The sequence below is a fragment of the Microbacterium sp. AC035 genome (assembly GCF_979258485.1).
In genome coordinates this window covers 922,216-939,218 of sequence record NZ_OZ409858.1, presented here as the reverse complement: position 1 = coordinate 939,218, position 17,003 = coordinate 922,216, and the positions used below count along the sequence as shown (strand labels likewise).

Annotated in this window: 15 protein-coding genes; 12 read left to right on the top strand and 3 right to left on the bottom strand. The window is 68.4% G+C overall.

Features of this window, described 5'->3' with window-relative positions; all coding sequences use genetic code 11:
- The first annotated feature begins 47 nt into the window (after window positions 1-47).
- Together thrS and ACZ0AA_RS04480 are read left to right on the top strand one after the other, a co-directional pair.
- On the top strand, window positions 48-1,973 hold the full coding sequence (thrS, locus tag ACZ0AA_RS04485; protein ID WP_463513821.1) for a threonine--tRNA ligase: 1,926 nt from the start codon (window positions 48-50) through the stop codon (window positions 1,971-1,973).
- Window positions 1,970-2,518, top strand: a complete 549-nt coding sequence (locus tag ACZ0AA_RS04480; RefSeq protein ID WP_400860227.1) for an HIT family protein — start codon at window positions 1,970-1,972, stop codon at window positions 2,516-2,518. The genes thrS and ACZ0AA_RS04480 overlap by 4 nt, the downstream gene beginning before the upstream one ends.
- A 9-nt stretch (window positions 2,519-2,527) precedes the next feature.
- On the opposite strand, the gene pdxY is transcribed toward ACZ0AA_RS04480, so the two are convergent.
- Both pdxY and ACZ0AA_RS04470 read right to left on the bottom strand, forming a co-directional pair.
- Window positions 2,528-3,379, bottom strand: coding sequence for a pyridoxal kinase PdxY (gene pdxY, locus ACZ0AA_RS04475; protein ID WP_463512234.1), 852 nt, complete (start codon window positions 3,377-3,379; stop codon window positions 2,528-2,530).
- A 46-nt stretch (window positions 3,380-3,425) separates the two neighbouring features.
- Window positions 3,426-4,733, bottom strand: coding sequence for an aminotransferase class I/II-fold pyridoxal phosphate-dependent enzyme (locus ACZ0AA_RS04470; RefSeq protein ID WP_463512233.1), 1,308 nt, complete (start codon window positions 4,731-4,733; stop codon window positions 3,426-3,428).
- A gap of 112 nt (window positions 4,734-4,845) precedes the next feature.
- On the opposite strand from ACZ0AA_RS04470, the gene pdxS reads away from it, so the two are divergent.
- The 5 genes from pdxS (at window position 4,846) to ACZ0AA_RS04445 (ending at window position 11,879) form a co-directional block, all read left to right on the top strand.
- Window positions 4,846-5,739 carry a pyridoxal 5'-phosphate synthase lyase subunit PdxS gene (pdxS, locus tag ACZ0AA_RS04465; RefSeq protein ID WP_400860232.1) on the top strand — a complete coding sequence of 298 codons (894 nt, stop codon included), beginning with the start codon at window positions 4,846-4,848 and terminating at the stop codon, window positions 5,737-5,739.
- Window positions 5,729-6,334, top strand: a complete 606-nt coding sequence (gene pdxT / locus ACZ0AA_RS04460; RefSeq protein ID WP_400860233.1) for a pyridoxal 5'-phosphate synthase glutaminase subunit PdxT — start codon at window positions 5,729-5,731, stop codon at window positions 6,332-6,334. The genes pdxS and pdxT overlap by 11 nt, the downstream gene beginning before the upstream one ends.
- A 73-nt stretch (window positions 6,335-6,407) precedes the next feature.
- Window positions 6,408-7,871 carry a DUF3375 domain-containing protein gene (locus ACZ0AA_RS04455; RefSeq protein ID WP_463512232.1) on the top strand — a complete coding sequence of 488 codons (1,464 nt, stop codon included), beginning with the start codon at window positions 6,408-6,410 and terminating at the stop codon, window positions 7,869-7,871.
- Window positions 7,864-8,523: a DUF4194 domain-containing protein gene (locus ACZ0AA_RS04450; RefSeq protein ID WP_400860237.1), complete on the top strand. Its 660-nt coding sequence runs from the start codon at window positions 7,864-7,866 to the stop codon at window positions 8,521-8,523. The genes ACZ0AA_RS04455 and ACZ0AA_RS04450 overlap by 8 nt, the downstream gene beginning before the upstream one ends.
- Window positions 8,520-11,879 carry an ATP-binding protein gene (locus tag ACZ0AA_RS04445; protein WP_463513820.1) on the top strand — a complete coding sequence of 1,120 codons (3,360 nt, stop codon included), beginning with the start codon at window positions 8,520-8,522 and terminating at the stop codon, window positions 11,877-11,879. Before ACZ0AA_RS04450 ends, ACZ0AA_RS04445 begins: the two co-directional genes overlap by 4 nt.
- 16 nt (window positions 11,880-11,895) lie before the next feature.
- Here the strand turns inward: ACZ0AA_RS04445 and ACZ0AA_RS04440 are convergent, their stop codons facing one another.
- Window positions 11,896-13,275, bottom strand: coding sequence for a pyridoxal phosphate-dependent decarboxylase family protein (locus ACZ0AA_RS04440; RefSeq protein WP_463512231.1), 1,380 nt, complete (start codon window positions 13,273-13,275; stop codon window positions 11,896-11,898).
- A 183-nt stretch (window positions 13,276-13,458) separates the two neighbouring features.
- On the opposite strand from ACZ0AA_RS04440, the gene ACZ0AA_RS04435 reads away from it, so the two are divergent.
- The 5 genes from ACZ0AA_RS04435 to ACZ0AA_RS04415 all read left to right on the top strand — a co-directional run bounded on the left by ACZ0AA_RS04435 (window position 13,459) and on the right by ACZ0AA_RS04415 (window position 16,966).
- Window positions 13,459-14,220 carry a YebC/PmpR family DNA-binding transcriptional regulator gene (locus tag ACZ0AA_RS04435; protein ID WP_056510015.1) on the top strand — a complete coding sequence of 254 codons (762 nt, stop codon included), beginning with the start codon at window positions 13,459-13,461 and terminating at the stop codon, window positions 14,218-14,220.
- A gap of 45 nt (window positions 14,221-14,265) precedes the next feature.
- Window positions 14,266-14,850, top strand: coding sequence for a crossover junction endodeoxyribonuclease RuvC (ruvC, locus tag ACZ0AA_RS04430; protein WP_311257202.1), 585 nt, complete (start codon window positions 14,266-14,268; stop codon window positions 14,848-14,850).
- A gap of 9 nt (window positions 14,851-14,859) precedes the next feature.
- Window positions 14,860-15,465: a Holliday junction branch migration protein RuvA gene (ruvA, locus tag ACZ0AA_RS04425; protein WP_400860241.1), complete on the top strand. Its 606-nt coding sequence runs from the start codon at window positions 14,860-14,862 to the stop codon at window positions 15,463-15,465.
- Window positions 15,458-16,483 (top strand): Holliday junction branch migration DNA helicase RuvB, encoded by a 1,026-nt coding sequence (ruvB, locus tag ACZ0AA_RS04420; protein WP_400860243.1) that lies wholly within the window; start codon window positions 15,458-15,460, stop codon window positions 16,481-16,483. Before ruvA ends, ruvB begins: the two co-directional genes overlap by 8 nt.
- A gap of 81 nt (window positions 16,484-16,564) precedes the next feature.
- Window positions 16,565-16,966, top strand: coding sequence for a preprotein translocase subunit YajC (locus ACZ0AA_RS04415; RefSeq protein ID WP_400860245.1), 402 nt, complete (start codon window positions 16,565-16,567; stop codon window positions 16,964-16,966).
- The last annotated feature ends 37 nt before the right edge of the window (window positions 16,967-17,003 follow it).

Here is a 17,003-nt window from a genome sequence, read left to right as displayed (position 1 = left end):
AGCCGAAAGACGGCTTCGCCCTGTTCTCTGACCGTTCAGTCGTCGCGATGCGCGTCAACGGAACCCTCAAGGACCTCGCCGCGACAGTGACCGACGCCGACGAGGTCGAGCCGGTCACGATCGACAGCCCCGACGGGTTGAACATCCTCCGTCACTCGGCGGCTCACGTGCTCGCGCAGGCGGTGCAGCGGATCAACCCGCAGGCGAACCTCGGCATCGGCCCGCCCATCAACGACGGCTTCTACTACGACTTCGGCGTCGACACTCCGTTCACGCCCGAGGACATCAAGGCCATCACGAAAGAGATGCAGCGCATCGTCCGGGAGGGTCAGCGCTTCGTGCGCCGCGTCGTCACCGACGACGAGGCGCGTGCAGAGCTCGCCGACGAGCCGTTCAAGCTCGAGCTCATCGGCCTCAAGGGCGGCAAAGAAGCAGCCGAAGGCGCATCGGTCGAGGTCGGCGAGGGCGAGCTGACGATCTACGACAACACGACGCGCGACGGCGAGGTGGTCTGGAAGGATCTCTGCCGCGGCCCGCACCTGCCCAACACCCGCATGATCGGCAACGGCTGGGATCTCACCCGCATCGCCGCCGCGTACTGGAGGGGCAGCGAGAAGAACCCGCAGCTGCAGCGCATCTACGGCACCGCCTGGCCGTCGAAGGACGAGCTGCGTGAGTACCAGCACCGTCTCGAGGAGGCCGCCAAGCGCGACCACCGCCGGCTCGGCAAGGAGCTCGACCTGTTCTCCTTCCCCGAGGAGATCGGCTCGGGTCTCTCGGTCTGGCACCCGCGCGGCGGAGTCGTCCGCGGCGAGATGGAGCAGCACGCGCGCAAGCGTCACATCGAGGGCGGCTACACGTATGTGTACACCCCGCACATCTCGAAGGAAGACCTCTTCCTCACCTCGAACCACCTCGTCACGTACAAGGAGGGCATGTACCCGCCGATCGTCATGGACGAGGAGCGCGACGACGAGGGCAACATCACGAAGCAGGGCCAGGACTACTACCTGAAGCCCATGAACTGCCCGATGCACATCCTGATCTACAAGGAGCGTGCGCGCAGCTACCGTGACCTGCCGCTGCGGTTCGCCGAGAACGGCACCGTCTACCGCAACGAGCTCTCGGGCGCGCTGCACGGACTCACCCGCGTGCGCGGCTTCACCCAGGACGACTCGCACCTCTTCGTCACGCCCGATCAGCTCGAGGCGGAGGTCTCGAAGGTCCTCGAGTTCATCCTGTCGATGCTGCGCGATTTCGGTCTCACCGACTTCGAGCTCGAGCTGTCGATGAAGGACGACGAGAAGTCCAAGTGGATCGGCTCCGACGAGTTCTGGGAGTCGTCGACGGATGCCCTGCGTCGTGTCGCCGTGGCATCCGGGCTCAAGCTCACGGAGGTCCCCGGTGAGGCGGCATTCTACGGACCGAAGATCGACCTGAAGACGCGCGACGCGATCGGCCGCACCTGGCAGCTGTCGACCGTGCAGGTCGACCCGAACCTGCCCGAGCGCTTCGAACTCGAGTACATGGACAAGGACGGGCAGAAGAAGCGTCCGATCATGATCCACCGTGCCCTGTTCGGCTCGATCGAGCGGTTCTTCGCCATTCTGCTCGAGCACTACGCGGGCGACTTCCCCGTGTGGCTGTCTCCCGTGCAGGTCGTGGGCATCCCCGTGGCCGACGAATTCGCCGACTACCTGGGCGAGATCGTCCAGACGCTCCGTACACAGGGCGTGCGCGCCGAGCTCGACGACTCCGACGACCGGATGCAGAAGAAGATCCGCACGCACACGACCGGCAAGGTCCCGCTGCTGCTGATCGCGGGGGAGAAGGACCGCGACGCGGGCACCGTCTCGTTCCGCTACCGCGACGGCACGCAGGAGAACGGCGTGCCGATCTCCGATGCCGTGTCGCGCATCCGTGCCGCGATCGATGCGCACACGCTCGTGCAGACGGCAGGGGATCTGGCGTGACGACCCCCTCCGAGCCGTGGGAGGACGCCGGCGAGTTCGCCGGTGTCCCCGACGAGTTCCAGCGGCTGTGGACTCCGCACCGGATGGCGTACATCCAGGCGGGCCCCGAGCCGTTGCGCGAGGAGTGCCCGTTCTGTGAGGCGCCGAAGTTCCCGGATGCCGAGCGGCTGATCGTCGCCCGGGGTGAGACGGCCTACGTGCTGCTCAACCTTTTCCCGTACAACTCGGGGCACCTCCTGGTCTGCCCGTACCGCCATATCGGCACCTACGACCAGGCCACGCCAGAAGAGGTCGCCGAGATCGGCGTGCTGACCCAGATCGGAATGCGTGTGCTGCGGGAGGTGTCGCGCTGCGACGGCTTCAACATCGGGATGAACCAGGGCGCCGTCGCCGGTGCCGGTGTCGACGGCCACCTGCACCAGCACATCGTGCCTCGGTGGACGTCGGACGCCAACTTCTTCCCGATCATCGCCAAGACCAAAGCGCTGCCCCAGCTGCTCGGCGAAGTGCGAGAAGCCGTGGCGGACGCCTGGCCGAAGCCGTAGAGCGGCGGGTCAGCGCACCTGGCGTGCGGTGAACTGCATCCTCGGGTTCGCGTAGAACTCCTGCGCCTCGACGAGCTGCAGTTCGCGCGCCCCCGCCTCGAGCGTCGCGGCGAGCAGATCGAACACGCTGGATGCCGTGCGCTCGAGCGCCGTCTTCGCGTCGCCGGTCTCGACGTAGTGCGCCGTGAAGAGGGCCGCGGTGACATCGCCCGAGCCGTTGGCCTTCATCGGGAGGCGGGGCGTCTGCACGATCCACGCTCCGGCGGGGTCGGCGACGAGCATCTCGATGGTGCCCTCCTCGCGGTCGGGACGCTCCACGCTCGTGACGAGCACCGTGCGCGGACCCATCGCCGTCGCGAGGTCGACCGAGGCGAGTGTGGACTCGAGCGTGTCGGGCTCAGTGCCGGTGAGGAAGCCGAGCTCGAACTGGTTCGGGGTGATGATGTCGGCGGCAGGGACGACCTTCTCACGCAGCAGGATCGGGATGGCGGGTGCGACGAAGCATCCTGACTTCGCGTTGCCCATGACCGGGTCGCAGGCGTATACCGCGTCAGGATTGGCCGCCTTGACGCGCGCGACCGCGTCGATGATCACATCGCCGATGCCCTCGCCACCCTGATAACCGCTGAGCACCGCGTCGATCTCGCCGAACACTCCGCGCTCCTCGATGCCCGTGATGACCTCACGAACGTCGTTCGGATCGATCAACGGGCCACGCCAGGCGCCGTAGCCGGTGTGGTTCGAGAAGTTCACCGTGTAGACCGGGAGCACCTCGACGCCGATGCGCTGCAGGGGGAAGACTGCGGCGGAGTTTCCGACATGGCCGTACGCGACGGCGGACTGGATGGAGAGGATCTTCATTCTCCGATCCTTTCAGTGAGGGCGGGAAGGATCCCGCAGCGGGTGATCATCGCACGGCCGCGACGAGATCGGCGACGAGCGTGTCCGCGTCGTCGTCGGACAGATCGTGCACGGTGAGTCGCAGGTGGTGTGAGGGCTCGGCTCGCTCGTCGAGGGCGAAATCGTCCCCTGTGCGTGCCAGCCAGCCGCGTCGCATCAGTCGCTCTGCGACGATCCGCGCCGGCTTCGGGAGCTCGACCCACAGGCTGAGCCCGTCGGTGGCGGGGGAGTCGAGTCCCTGCTCGCGCAGACGGGTGGCGAACGCGGTGTTCCTGGCGGCGTAGTGCTCACGGGCCTCGGCGATCCGCGAGACGACCGAGTCGTCGGTGAGCTGGGTCAGCGTGAGGCGCTGCAGCAGGTGGCTCACCCATGTGGTGCCGGGGCTGAGCCGCATGGCGAGGCGCTCAGCCGTGGTCGCGTCGGTCGCGGCGATCGCGAGGCACATGTCGGGACCGAGGAACTTCGAGACCGAGCGCACGAGGGCGAACCGTCGGTGCTCCGGTCCGATGAGCGACTCGTAAGGCCGGTGGGACAGCATCGAGAAGTGATCATCCTCGATGACCAGGACGTATGGGTGGTTGGCGAGCACGGCGCGCAGCTCGGCGGCCCGGGCGGCCGTGAGGCTCGCGCCGGTCGGGTTCTGGGCTCGGGGAGTGCAGATCACGGCGCGGACGCCGGCATCCAGCGCGTCGCGAAGTCCTTGAACCGTCATGCCCTGGTCGTCGACGGGCACGGGGACCGCACGGTACCCCCCGAGCCGCACCGTGTGGATGCTGGCCAGGAAGCAGGGATCTTCGAGCGCGACGGCGTCATCGCGCATCAGCGCTTGGGCGAGCAGACGCTCCACGGCGTCGACCGCTCCGCTGGTCACGGTGATGCCGAAGTCGACGTGACCGATGTCGCCGGCGATCCACTCGCGCGCCCAGAGCTCGAGACCGCGGTCGATGACGGGCTCTCCGTAGAGCACGGGTCGCCCTGCGACCGTGGCGAGTGCCTGCGACGGATCGGGGATCAGCCGCGGGTCGGGGTTGCCTGTGCCGACGTCGCGCAGCACGGTGTCTGATGCATAGCCTTCCTGTGCGACAGTCTCGAGACCCGTGATGACAGTGCCGGCCCGGCCGCGCGAGATGACGATCCCCGCCTGGGCGAGCTGCCGGTATGCGGCGACCGCCGTGTTGCGGTTGACGCCGAGTGTCGCGGCGAGCTCGCGGACAGGCGGAAGGGGGCTGCCTGCGCGCAGGACTCCGCGGTCGCGCAGGCCGCGCACGCTGTCGGCGATGTCCGCTGCGGTCGTTCCGGTGATCTGGTCGCTCATGGGTCCTCAGCACTGATTCTAGGTCGTTCCGGACAGTGCTACTGTTTGGCCTAGATCAAACGAGACATCGTTCGACACCCACGCACATCGTGCTTCCCCGACAGGAGCTCTCATGACAGAACAGACCACCACCGGATCGTCGCGCGTCAAGCGCGGTCTCGCCGAGATGCTCAAGGGCGGGGTGATCATGGATGTCGTCACGGCGGACCAGGCGAAGATCGCCGAAGACGCCGGAGCCGTCGCCGTCATGGCCCTCGAGCGCGTCCCCGCCGACATCCGCGCGCAGGGCGGCGTCTCGCGAATGAGCGATCCCGACATGATCGACAGCATCATCGCCTCGGTCTCGATTCCCGTCATGGCCAAAGCGCGCATCGGCCACTTCGTCGAGGCGCAGGTTCTGCAGGAGCTCGGTGTCGACTACATCGACGAGTCCGAGGTGCTGTCGCCCGCCGACTACGTGAACCACATCGACAAGTACGGCTTCACGGTGCCGTTCGTCTGCGGTGCCACCAACCTCGGCGAGGCGCTCCGCCGCATCAACGAGGGGGCCGCGATGATCCGCTCCAAGGGCGAGGCCGGCACCGGCGACGTCTCCGAGGCGATGAAGCACATCCGCAAGATCCGCGGCGAGATCGCCGCTCTCACGGCACTGCCCAAGGACGAGCTGTTCGTCGCGGCGAAAGAGCTGCAGGCACCGTACGAGCTCGTCGCGGAGATCGCCGAGACCGGCAAGCTCCCCGTCGTGCTGTTCGTCGCCGGCGGTGTGGCAACTCCTGCTGACGCCGCGATGATGATGCAGCTCGGTGCCGACGGCGTGTTCGTCGGATCCGGCATCTTCAAGTCGGGCAACCCGGTCGAACGCGCGAAGGCGATCGTCAAGGCGACCACGTTCTTCGACGACGCGAAGGTCATCGCGGAGGTCTCGCGCGGGCTCGGAGAGGCGATGGTCGGCATCAACGTCTCCGACCTCCCCGCACCGCACCGCCTGGCCGAGCGTGGCTGGTAACCCACGGATCGGCGTCCTCGCTCTGCAGGGTGACGTGCGCGAGCACGCCACCCTGCTCGCCGGGCTCGGCGCCGAGGTCGCGCCGGTGCGTCGCCCGGAGGAGCTGGCGGCCGTCGACGGCCTCGTCATTCCCGGCGGCGAGTCGAGCGTGATCGACAAGCTGTCGCGCATCTTCGGGATGCAGGAGCCGATCCGCGCCGCGATCGCTGCCGGGCTTCCGGTGTACGGCACCTGCGCCGGGCTGATCCTCCTCGCCGACGAGGTGCTCGACGGCATCGAGGGGCAGCAGTCGTTCGGCGGCATGGACGTGAGTGTGCGCCGCAACGCCTTCGGTCGTCAGACCGAGTCGTTCGAGATCGGGCTCGACGTGCCGCTGCTGGGCGATGTGCCGGTGCACGCGACGTTCATCCGTGCGCCGATCGTCGAACGCGCAGGCGAGGGAGTCGAGGTGCTCGCCTCGCTGCCGGACGGCGGGATCGTCGCGGTGCGGCAGGGAGCGCTCCTCGGAACGAGCTTCCATCCCGAGGTCGACGGCGAGACACGGTTCCACGAGATGTTCCTCGAGGGGGTCCGGGAGTACGTCGCCAGGGGCTGACGTGCTGTGGTGCGACCCGCCACGGACCGCGGCATGACAAGCGCGGGCCTGAGGGCGGACTATTCTCGTTCGAGTGACTGGATCCAGGGCTGAGGCCGCGTATGCGCGTGCCGTCACCGCATTCAGCACCCCTACCCTCGATCTCCTGCACGGACGGTTCGCCCCTTTCGTCGTCGCATCACTCTCCCTTCTGTTCAATGCAGACAGGGCCTCGGTCGCGGTCGCTGATGCGCACGCCGAACTGGCCGAGGTGCTCGACGAGCTCCGCGCGGCGGGGTACGACGAGGACGACCGGAAACTGCCCTCGGGAACCGGACGTGACGTATGCCGCAACTGGGTGCGTCTCGGCTGGCTGATCCAGCAGATCGATGACGACGTCGAGGTCTATCGTCTGTCTGCTCACGCAGTCGCCGCACTCGAAATCTCGGGCCGCACCGGCGGGGGGCGCACTCGAGTGTCGAACTCCCGCGTCCGCACCCTGCTGGATGCCGTGGATCATCTCTCCGTCAGCGCCGAGGTCGACCCGGTTCGTCGCCTGTCACGACTGCGCGCGGAGCGCGATCTGCTCGACGCCGAGATCGCTCGCATCCAGGAAACCGGACACGCGGACCCTACGGACGACGAGGAGCTCCTCGAGGAAGCGGAGAACGTGCTGCACCTGGCGCGCGAGCTCCCCGCCGACTTCACTCGTGTGGCCGAGTCGCTCAGAGCGATGCAGCGCGACGTCGTCGCCCACCTCCGAAGGGACGAGAGGCCGACGAGCGAGGTGCTGCGCGAGTACCTCCAGCGTGCGCAGGACGTGATGCAGTCGACCCCGGAGGGACGCGCCTTCGCGGGAGCCCTGCGCCTGATCGGCGACCCTGACCGCATCGACGCCCTCACCGAGCAGCTCCGCGGCCTTCTCGACCTGCCCTTCGCCCGCATGCTCGACGGCACGCAGCGTGCCGAGCTCGACGCGATCGCGCGACGAGTGGAGCTGGGGGTCGAGGAGGTGCTGGCCGCTCAGCGCCACGCCTCGCATGTCATCACCGGACAGGTGAAGACCCACGATCCGCTGCGTGATCGTCAGATCGACGACCTCCTCCGAGACGTCATCGCAGGACTCCACGGGTGGTCCGGCCCCGCGACCGTCGTCGACCCGGTGCGCAGCATGCCGCTGATCGACCTCGGGCATCTGCGTCAGACCACCAGCGACATCCGTCCTCCTCGTGCTCCGGCGCCCCTCGCCGACGCGGACGATGTCGACTTCCTCGATCACGACACCCGGGCGTGGGGCGGTCCGCGATATGCGGAGCTCGAGGCGTACCTCGCCGGGCTCGATGCAGACTTCGATCTCGCAGAGGCGTTCAGGGCGGTGCCTGACGCGGCCAGACGTCCGGTCGATCTCCTCGGCCTTCTCGAGATCGCGCACCGCAATGGACTCACGGACGGTGACGGGATCTCGACGGTCGAAGCCCTGAGACCCGACGGGACGACTCGCCGGTTCGCCTTCGGCACCGTGACCGCCCGCAGCACGAAAGAAGATGCAGATGAGTGACGACGACCTCACCACAGCCGTCGCGGACGAGGGTTTCATCGCCCCCACGGCGATGGAGGACGACCTCGAGGCGCACTTCCCGGGTGACCGCGGAACGCTCGACCCGGAGATCAGGCGGGTGCTCGTGCACCTCCTCCAGCGCCGCTTCATCTCGATGGAGCGCAACCGCCGGGAGTGGACCCTGCTGCTCGAGCATCAGCAGGTCATCGAGTCGCGACTCAACGACATCTACCTGCGGCTGATCATCGATCATGCCCGAGGTTTCGCGTACAAGCAGCAGCTGCGCTCCGATGAGGTCGAGATGCCCGTGCTGCTGAAGGACTCTCCGTACTCCCGTGCGGAGACGCTCGTCCTGGTGCACCTGCGGACCGTCTATCAGCGCGAGTCGGCGTCGGGCGAGGGCTCCGTGCGGATCGACATCGAGGACGTCGAGCAGACGGTCCTCAGCTACTTCGCCGACGTGGACGGCGGAACCGCGAAGCAGCAGAGAGCGATCCGCAGCGCGTTGGACAGGTTGGACCGAGAGGGCATCGTGCAGGAGGAGACCAGCGGGCGGTATCGGATCACCGCGCTCGTCGAGGTGGTGCTCAGCGCCGAGACGCTCAAGGAGCTGCGCGAGTGGCTGCGGGCCCAGGCGGTGGTGGCGCGATGACGATGATGGACACGCTCTTCGGGATGATCCCCGCGCGCTCCCGCGGCCAGCAGTGGGTCGCTGAGGAGCTGCAGCTCATCAACTGGGGCGGCTACGACGGCGGACCGCACCGGGTGCGGTTCTCGCCGGATGCCACGCTGCTGTGCGGCGGCTCGGGGTCGGGCAAGTCCACGCTCATGGACGGCTACATCGCCCTGATGATGCCGCACACGACTCCGTTCAACGGTGCCTCGAACGGCGGGGTGACCGGGCGGCCGCGCGGCGAGGAGCAGCGGAACATCCTGTCGTACGGTCGGGGCAAGATCGACGAGTCCCGCACCGACGAGGGCACGAAGCTCCGCGTGCTGCGCGGCGACGGCGAGGACACGTGGAGTGCCGTCTCGATGACCTGGTTGGACCACGACGGCTCCCGCTTCACGGCGGTGCGCGGGTGGTACATCCCTGCGGACGCCCGCACGCTCGAAGACACCACCAGGCTGCGCGCCACGATCGACGGCGCCTTCGATCTCAGCCGGCTCGAGCGGGGCGCGGCGCAGCGTCTCAGCGATGCGTCGGTGCGCGCCGTCGGGCTCGATCCCGTCGCGACCGATCGCGAGTTCTCGGCGCGCCTGCATGCCGTGCTCGGTATCGGCGCCGCAGGCTCGGGCGCGAAGGCGATCAGCCTCCTCGCCCGCATCCAGGCCGGCCAGCAGATCACCACGGTCGACGACCTGTACAAGAAGCTCGTGCTCGAGGAGCCGGAGACGATGGCGACCGCCGACGCGGTGGTCGCTCATTTCGATGAGCTGGAGAGCACACGCACGCGGATGCTGGTCGCCAAGCAGCAGGTGGCGGCACTCGAGCCGATCCGCGGGATCTCGCAGCGCATCGAGGCAGCGACGGAGCGGATGCGGGTCGTGGACGAGGTCGGGGTCTTCTCCGAGTCGACCTCTCTCGCAGCTCTGTGGAGCGCCGAGCGTCGTCTCGACCTGCTGCGCGAGGTGGAGACGGACCTGCGCGACCGGACCCAGGCCCTCCACCTGGCGGTCAGAGAGAAGAACGCCCTCATCGCCGCGGCCGAGGTCGAGCGCGAGGGGCTTCTCGATGTGCTGCGACAGTCGGGAGGCGATCGTCTCGAGACCGCCCAGCGCGAGCTGCGCGGCGTCGAGCGCCGACTCGAGGACATCCAGCGCGAGCGAGCTCGTTTCGACGCCCTGGCCGGGGAGCTCGGCGTCGAGGTGCATGATGCCGCCGGGTTCGAGAACCTGCTCGCCGGCCTCGGTCGCGAACTCCCGCAGGCGGGTCTCCGGGATGCGCGTGCGGCCTTCGCGGACGCCGAGTCCGCGCGCCGGACGGCGGAGACGGAGCTGGCCCGGGTGCGTGCCGAGCGGGACCGCACCCGAGAGCTGCGGGGGAGCATTCCTGCGCATCTGCACGAGTCGCGAGCCCTGCTCGCTCAGGCGGCCGGGCTCGCTCCGACGGATCTGCCCTTCGTCGGCGAGCTGATCGAGGTCCGCACCGAGTTCGAGCCCTGGCGGGACGCGTTCAACCTCGCGCTCGGCGGATTCGCGCGGACGCTGCTGATCGATGTCTCGAACCTCGGGCGGTTCCGCGCCGCCATCGACACGGTGCGCACCGCCGAGCGCATCAGCTACGAAGGCGTGCACACCGGGCTCGCCGAGTCGACGACGGCGGACCCGCGAACGCTCCCCGGTCGTCTCGATCACCGCTCCACGCCGTTCACCGGGTGGCTCCAGCAGCGACTCCGCGAACGGTTCGAGTACGTGTGCGTCGACTCCTCGGCCGAGCTCGCCGAGCACCCTCGCGCGCTCACACTCTCGGGACAGGTCTCGCAGGGCGACCGCGGGTCGCACGGCGGGCACGGCCGCGCGAACATTCTCGGGTTCTCGAACGCCCGCCGGCTGCGGGAGCTCGACGAGCAGATCAGCGATCTGGAGAGTCGACGGGATGCTGCGGCAACGGCGGCTGCGGAGGCGGAGGCGGGCCTCGACAGGATCGAGGCCACAGCAAAGGCGCACGCGAAGATCGAGGACCTCACCTGGGATCAGATCGACGTCGGGGCCGTCTCGGCCGAGCGCTCTCGGTGGCTGGCTGTCGAGGCCGAGGTCACCGACGAGAATCCGAAGATCGCGGAGCTGCGAGCTCAGGCCGAGGAACTCAGGAAGCGTGCGGCCCGGCTTCGTGACGAGAACTCCCGCCTCGGCGGCGATCTCACGCTCGCTCAGGACCGCTGGGTCGAGGTGACCGACCAGGTCGACGCCTGTCAGCGGATCGTCGATGCGGCGGAGGCGGCGGAGACTGCGCTCGAGGAGCGGCACCGTTCCTTCCTCGACGCGCGCTTCCTCGGTGCGGACGCGGCCGTCAGCGTCACGGCGTCGGAGCGACTCGCCCACCTCGATTCCGCATTGCGCACCGCGGCGACCAGGCTGCTCGAGGATCGCACGTCGGCAGCCGCGGCGCACGCCGACCAGCGCGAGCAGATGCGGCGCCTGATGACCGGGTTCCTCGAGCGCTGGGACACGCTCACGATCCTGCCCGACCCCGACGAGTCCGTCGCCGAGTTCGAGGGCATTCTCGAGGCACTCGAGACCAACGGGCTGCACGAGCTCGAGTCCGAGTGGAGAGACAGCCTCCTCAAGCTCTCCGGAAACGATCTGACGAGTCTCGATTCGACTCTCGGCCGCTCGCTGCGCGAGATCAAGAACCGCATCGACCCGATCAACCGGATCATGGAGGAGCTGCCGTTCTACGACGACGAGCATCGCCTGCAGATCACGCCGCGCGAGAACCAGTCAGAGGCACGCAGACGGTTCCGCAGGGAGCTGCGCGAGGTGCGGGGACTGATCGAGGCGGCGACGACGGACGCCGATCGCGAGAGCGTCTACCGGAGGATGAGTCGCCTCATCGGCCGGATGCGGCGAACCGCACCGGACTTCGCCGAGCTCATCGATGTGCGCAACCACGTCAGGGTGAGCGCCGAGCGGATCCACGCCACGACCCGGGAGCACGTCGCGCTCTACGACCACATCGGCGAGAAGTCGGGCGGAGAGTCTCAGGAGCTCGTCGCGTTCATCGTGGGTGCCGCGCTGCGATATCAGCTCGGCGACGCGGGGGCTGCGCGTCCTCGATACGCGCCGGTGTTCATGGACGAGGCGCTCATCAAGGCCGATGCGCACTTCACGAAACGGGCGATCGGCGCGTGGCGGGGTCTCGGCTTCCAGCTCGTGATCGGTGCGCCGAACGACAAGTACAGCGCGATCGAACCGCACGTGGACGTGGAGTACGACATCCTCAAGGACACCCGCGGTCGCTCGTGGGCTCGGCCGAAGGTGGGCCTGCCCGCTGGGGGCGAGTGATCGGACTCGACGCGGCTCATCCGGCCACAAGGGTCCGGATCGCCCCGACCGTGCGGTCGATGTCGGCTCGGGTCGTCGCCCAGGACGACATCGAACAGCGCAGCGCTGCGCGACCCCGCCATTCGGCGCCGGTCAGAGCGGCCGTGCCCTCGACGAGAACGGCCTCACCGAGGGCGCGGGTCGCATCGTCGTCTTCGAGCCGGAACATGACCTGTGTGTAGCCTACGTCGTTGAGGATGCGGATGCCGTCGATCGTGGCAAGCCCCTCGGCCATCGCGACCGCGTTCTCGTGCAGCCCGTCGATCAGGTGGGCGATGCCGTCCCGTCCCAGACTGCGCATCGCCGCCCAGGCGGGGACGCCGCGTGCACGACGGGACAGCTCGGGGGTGACATCCCACGGATCCAGGCTCGTGTAGATCAGATAGTCGCCGCCGGTGCGGAACGCGGCGATCGAGTCGGCCGGGTCGCGGACGATGGCCATGCCGCAGTCGTAGGGCACGTTGAGTGTCTTGTGCGCATCGGTCGCCCACGAGTCGGCGTCGGTCATGCCCATCGTGAGCGGCCGGAGCGACTCGGATGCGGCGGCCCACAGGCCGAAGGCCCCGTCGACGTGCACCCAGGCGCCGTGCTCGTGGGCGATCGGCACGAGTGCCGCGAAGTCGTCGAACGCTCCGGTGTGCACTTCACCGGCCTGAAGGCAGACGATGGCCGGTCCTGAGCCGCTGTCCAGGACCTCGCTCAACGCGTCGGGGCGCATGCGCCCCTCGTCATCGGATTCGACGACGGTGATCTCGCTGCGGCCGATCCCGAGGAAGCGGGCCGCTCGGTCGATCGACCCGTGACGGTCGGCGCCGACGACGAACCGGATCGGCGGAGATTCCCGCAGCCCGTGTTCGCTGAGGTCCCATCCCGCTCGGGCGAGTACGGCGTTGCGCGCCGTCGCGAGGCAGGTGAAGTTCGCCATCTGGCCGCCCGTGACGAAGCCCACGCTCGCCGACTCGGGCAGGCCGAGGATGTCGAGCATCCATCGTCCCGCCACGCGCTCCAGAGCGACGGTGGTCGGCGTGAGCAGAGCCGAACCCGAGTTCTGGTCCCAGGCCGAGACGAGCCAGTCGGCGGCGAGAGCTGCGGGATGCGTGCCGCCGATCACGAATCCGAAGAAGCGTCCGCCGGGGATCGCGACGAGGCCGGGATCCGCCCGTGACGCGATCTCGTCGATGACAGCCTCGGCGCTCATGCCCTCGGCGGGCAACGATCCACCGAATGCATCGAGCATGTCGGCGAGGGTGGCGCGCGGCCACACCGGTCTGTCGTCGAGCGAGCCGAGGAACTCCAGCGCCGCGCGGTGAGCGGCTTCCAATCCGCGGATCCTGTCATCGTCGACGCTGTCGTCCATGAGTCAGGAGTACACCCGCGCGGCGCGTCACGCCAGAGGGGGAGCGTCCGGCGTCGGTCCGACGCCACCAGCGGCGCACCGGAGCCCCTCGACACGTGTGCAGCCGCATGGCGCGATCATGGTTCGATAGAATGGACGATGCCCTGGGCCGAGCCCACGGGCGGATACGACGAGCGGAGAAATATGTCCGGGCATTCCAAGTGGGCCACCACGAAGCACAAGAAGGCCATCATCGACTCCAGGCGCGCCAAGTCCTGGGCCAAGCTCATCAAGAACATCGAGGTCGCCGCCAAGCTCGGTGGAGCCGACCTGCAGGGCAATCCGACCCTCTTCGACGCCGTCCAGAAGGCGAAGAAGACCTCGGTCCCCAAGGACAACATCGACCGCGCGGTGAAGCGCGGAGCGGGCATCGGCGGCGAAGCGGTCGAGTACACCTCGATCATGTACGAGGGCTACGGGCCGAACGGCGTCGCCATGATGATCGAGTGTCTGACCGACAACAAGAACCGCGCGGCGGCCGAGGTGCGCACGGCGCTCAGCCGCAACGGCGGCACTCTCGCCGACCCCGGCAGCGTCGCGTACAACTTCAGCCGCAAGGGCGTCATCGTCGTCGGCTCCGAGGGGACGACCGAGGACGACGTCATGATGGCCGCTCTCGAGGCAGGAGCCGAAGAGATCGAGCCGCACGCCGAGGGCTTCGAGATCATCACCGAGGCGACCGACCTCGTCACCGTGCGCAGCGCGCTCCAGGAGGCCGGCATCGACTACGAGTCGGCCGATGTGGAGTTCGTGCCGAACCTCAAGGTCGAGATCGACGCAGACACCGCACGCAAGATCTTCCGCCTCATCGATGCGCTCGAAGACAGCGAGGATGTGCAGAACGTCTTCACGAACTTCGATCTCACTGCCGACGTGCAGGCCGAGCTCGAGAACGACGACGCGTAGGCGCGCCGACGGCTCGCCCCTCGGTACGACGCTTAGCCTGGGGGAGTGACCTCCTCCTCGCTTCGCGTGCTCGGCATCGACCCGGGTCTCACCCGATGCGGCGTCGGCGTGGTCGATGTGGACCGCGCTCGTCGGGGCACGCTCGTGCACGTCGGAGTGATCCGCTCTGCGCCTGACCTCCCGATCGGCGAAAGACTCGCGCTGGTCGCCGCCGGCATCCGCGAGGTGATCGAGACGCATCGCCCCGACGCGGTCGCGGTCGAGCGGGTGTTCGCACAGCAGAACACCCACACCGTGATGGGAACGGCGCAGGCGAGCGGCGTGGCGCTGCTGCTCGCCGCCGAGGCCGGCCTTCCTGCGGCGACGCACACTCCGAGCGAGGTGAAGGCGGCTGTGACGGGCTACGGCTCTGCCGACAAGCGTCAGGTCCAGGCGATGATCGCTCGGATCCTCCGCCTCGACGCTCCTCCGCAACCGCCCGATGCCGCGGACGCGCTGGCGATCGCGCTCTGTCACGCCTGGCGACGAGGAGCGGCCGGGGCGCCCGGGCAGGAGTCGTTGACGCCCGCCCAGAAGGCATGGGCTGACGCGGAGCGTGTCGCTCGAACATATCTACGATCGGGTGCGTAGGCTGGTCGGATGATCTCCTCGCTGCACGGCGCTGTTCTCCACTCGACCGCCGATCAGGTCATCATCGACGTCGGCGGCGTCGGATTCTCGGTCGCGGTTCCCGCCGACGTGGCACACACCGCTACCGTCGGCGAGAAGCTGCTGCTGCACACGAGCCTCATCGTCCGCGAAGACTCCCTGTCGCTGTTCGGCTTCGCCGATCGCAGCGAGCTGGAGATCTTCGGCCTGCTGATCAGCGTCACCGGAGTCGGACCGAAGTCCGCGCTGGGCGTGCTCTCGCACCTCACCGTCGACCAGATCGCGGAGGCCGTGACCGGCGAGGACGACGCGCCGTTCCGGCGTGTCTCCGGGATCGGACCGAAGACGGCCAAGCTCATCGTCCTGCAGCTCGCGGGCAAGGTGCATCCTGTGAGCGCCGGGTCGAAGCCGACGAAGTCCGGTCCGGTCGATGTCGTCGACCAGGTGACCGCCGCTCTCGTGGGCCTCGGGTGGTCCGAGAAGGTGGCCGCCGAAGCGGCCGCTCAGACCGCCGCCGAGGCCTCTGAGGCAGAGCGATCCGACGTGGCGCCGCTCCTGCGCCGCACCCTGGCTCTCCTGGGGCCGGCGCGTGTCTGACGTCCGCGACGCCGCCGAGCCGTCGGACGACACCGAGCTCGCGATCGAGGGCGCGCTGCGCCCTACGAGCCTGGGCGAGTTCGTCGGCCAGCAGAAGGTGCGCGGGCAGCTGCAGCTCCTGCTCGATGCCGCGCGCATCCAGAACCGTCCGCCCGACCACATCCTGCTCGCGGGCCCTCCAGGACTCGGCAAGACCACGCTGGCGATGATCGTCGCGCATGAGAGCGAGCGCCCGCTGCGGCTCTCGAGCGGACCGGCGATCCAGCATGCGGGCGACCTCGCCGCTCTGCTCTCCAGCCTCGTACCCGGTGAGGTGCTGTTCATCGACGAGATCCACCGGATGGCGCGCTCGGCGGAGGAGATGCTGTACCTCGCGATGGAGGACTTCCGCATCGACATCATGGTCGGAAAGGGGGCGGGCGCGACGAGCATCCCTCTGGATCTGGCCCCGTTCACGCTCGTGGGCGCGACCACCCGCTCAGGGCTCCTCCCGAACCCGCTGCGCGATCGCTTCGGGTTCACCGGCCATCTCGAGTTCTACGACGAGCCCGAGCTCGAACGGGTGATCGCTCGCTCGGCTCTCATGCTGCGTGTCGATCTGCCCCACGATTCGCTCTCGGAGATCGCGCGCCGGTCGCGCGGCACGCCCCGAATCGCGAACCGCCTTCTCCGCCGGGTGCGCGACTACGCGCTCGTCCACGGAGGCGGAGAGGCGTCGCTGCACGGAGTTCGGGCAGCGCTCGAGCTCTACGACGTCGACCCCATCGGTCTCGATCGCCTCGACCGGGCTGTCCTCGAGGCTCTCGTGCGCCGCTTCCGCGGCGGTCCCGTCGGCCTCAGCACACTCGCGGTCGCGGTCGGCGAAGAGGCCGAGACCGTCGAGAGCGTCGTCGAGCCCTACCTCGTGCGCATCGGATTCCTCGGCCGGACACCACGCGGCCGAGTGGCGATGCCGGAGGCCTACAGCCACCTCGGCATCGCACACCCCGATGGGGCACTTCGTCTTGATGACCTATAATCACTGAAGACTTCCCCCGATAGAACTGCGCGCCCGTTTTCTGGTGCGCGCACCTGAGAAAGGCCCTTCGCCACCATGCCCATGGAAATCCTCCTCTTCGGCCTTCTCGCCGTGCTCGTCGTCTTCATGTTCGTCAACGGACGCAAGCGCCAGAAGCAGATGAAGGCAGAGCAGGAGGAGAAGGCCACCAAGACCGTTCCCGGTGTCAAGGTGCTTCTGCAGGGCGGCATCTACGGCACGATCGTGGCCTACGACCACGATGACCTCGATTCGCCCGCGCTCGTCGAGATCGCGCCCGGCACGGTCATCGAGGTGCACAGCCAGGCGATCCTGCGCATCGTGGAGCCCAAGGACGCTCTCATCGAAGACGCTGACGACTCGGTCGTCGTGATCGACGAGGCTCCGATCGTCGACGACGCTCCGGCCATCGAGACCACCGAAGAGACCCGTCGTCGTCTCGAGCGCGACGCCGACGACAAGTAGCCTCCGCGCTGCACCACCTCGGCACTCCGGCATCTTA

Coding starts and splice junctions, on each gene's coding strand:
- thrS (WP_463513821.1), top strand. CDS start 48: ATGCGCGTCAACGGAACCCTCAAGGACCTCGCCGCGACAGTGACCGAC.
- pdxY (WP_463512234.1), bottom strand. CDS start 3,379: ATGAAGATCCTCTCCATCCAGTCCGCCGTCGCGTACGGCCATGTCGGA.
- ACZ0AA_RS04470 (WP_463512233.1), bottom strand. CDS start 4,733: ATGAGCGACCAGATCACCGGAACGACCGCAGCGGACATCGCCGACAGC.
- pdxS (WP_400860232.1), top strand. CDS start 4,846: ATGACAGAACAGACCACCACCGGATCGTCGCGCGTCAAGCGCGGTCTC.
- ACZ0AA_RS04450 (WP_400860237.1), top strand. CDS start 7,864: ATGAGTGACGACGACCTCACCACAGCCGTCGCGGACGAGGGTTTCATC.
- ACZ0AA_RS04445 (WP_463513820.1), top strand. CDS start 8,520: ATGACGATGATGGACACGCTCTTCGGGATGATCCCCGCGCGCTCCCGC.
- ACZ0AA_RS04440 (WP_463512231.1), bottom strand. CDS start 13,275: ATGGACGACAGCGTCGACGATGACAGGATCCGCGGATTGGAAGCCGCT.
- ACZ0AA_RS04435 (WP_056510015.1), top strand. CDS start 13,459: ATGTCCGGGCATTCCAAGTGGGCCACCACGAAGCACAAGAAGGCCATC.
- ruvA (WP_400860241.1), top strand. CDS start 14,860: ATGATCTCCTCGCTGCACGGCGCTGTTCTCCACTCGACCGCCGATCAG.
- ACZ0AA_RS04415 (WP_400860245.1), top strand. CDS start 16,565: ATGGAAATCCTCCTCTTCGGCCTTCTCGCCGTGCTCGTCGTCTTCATG.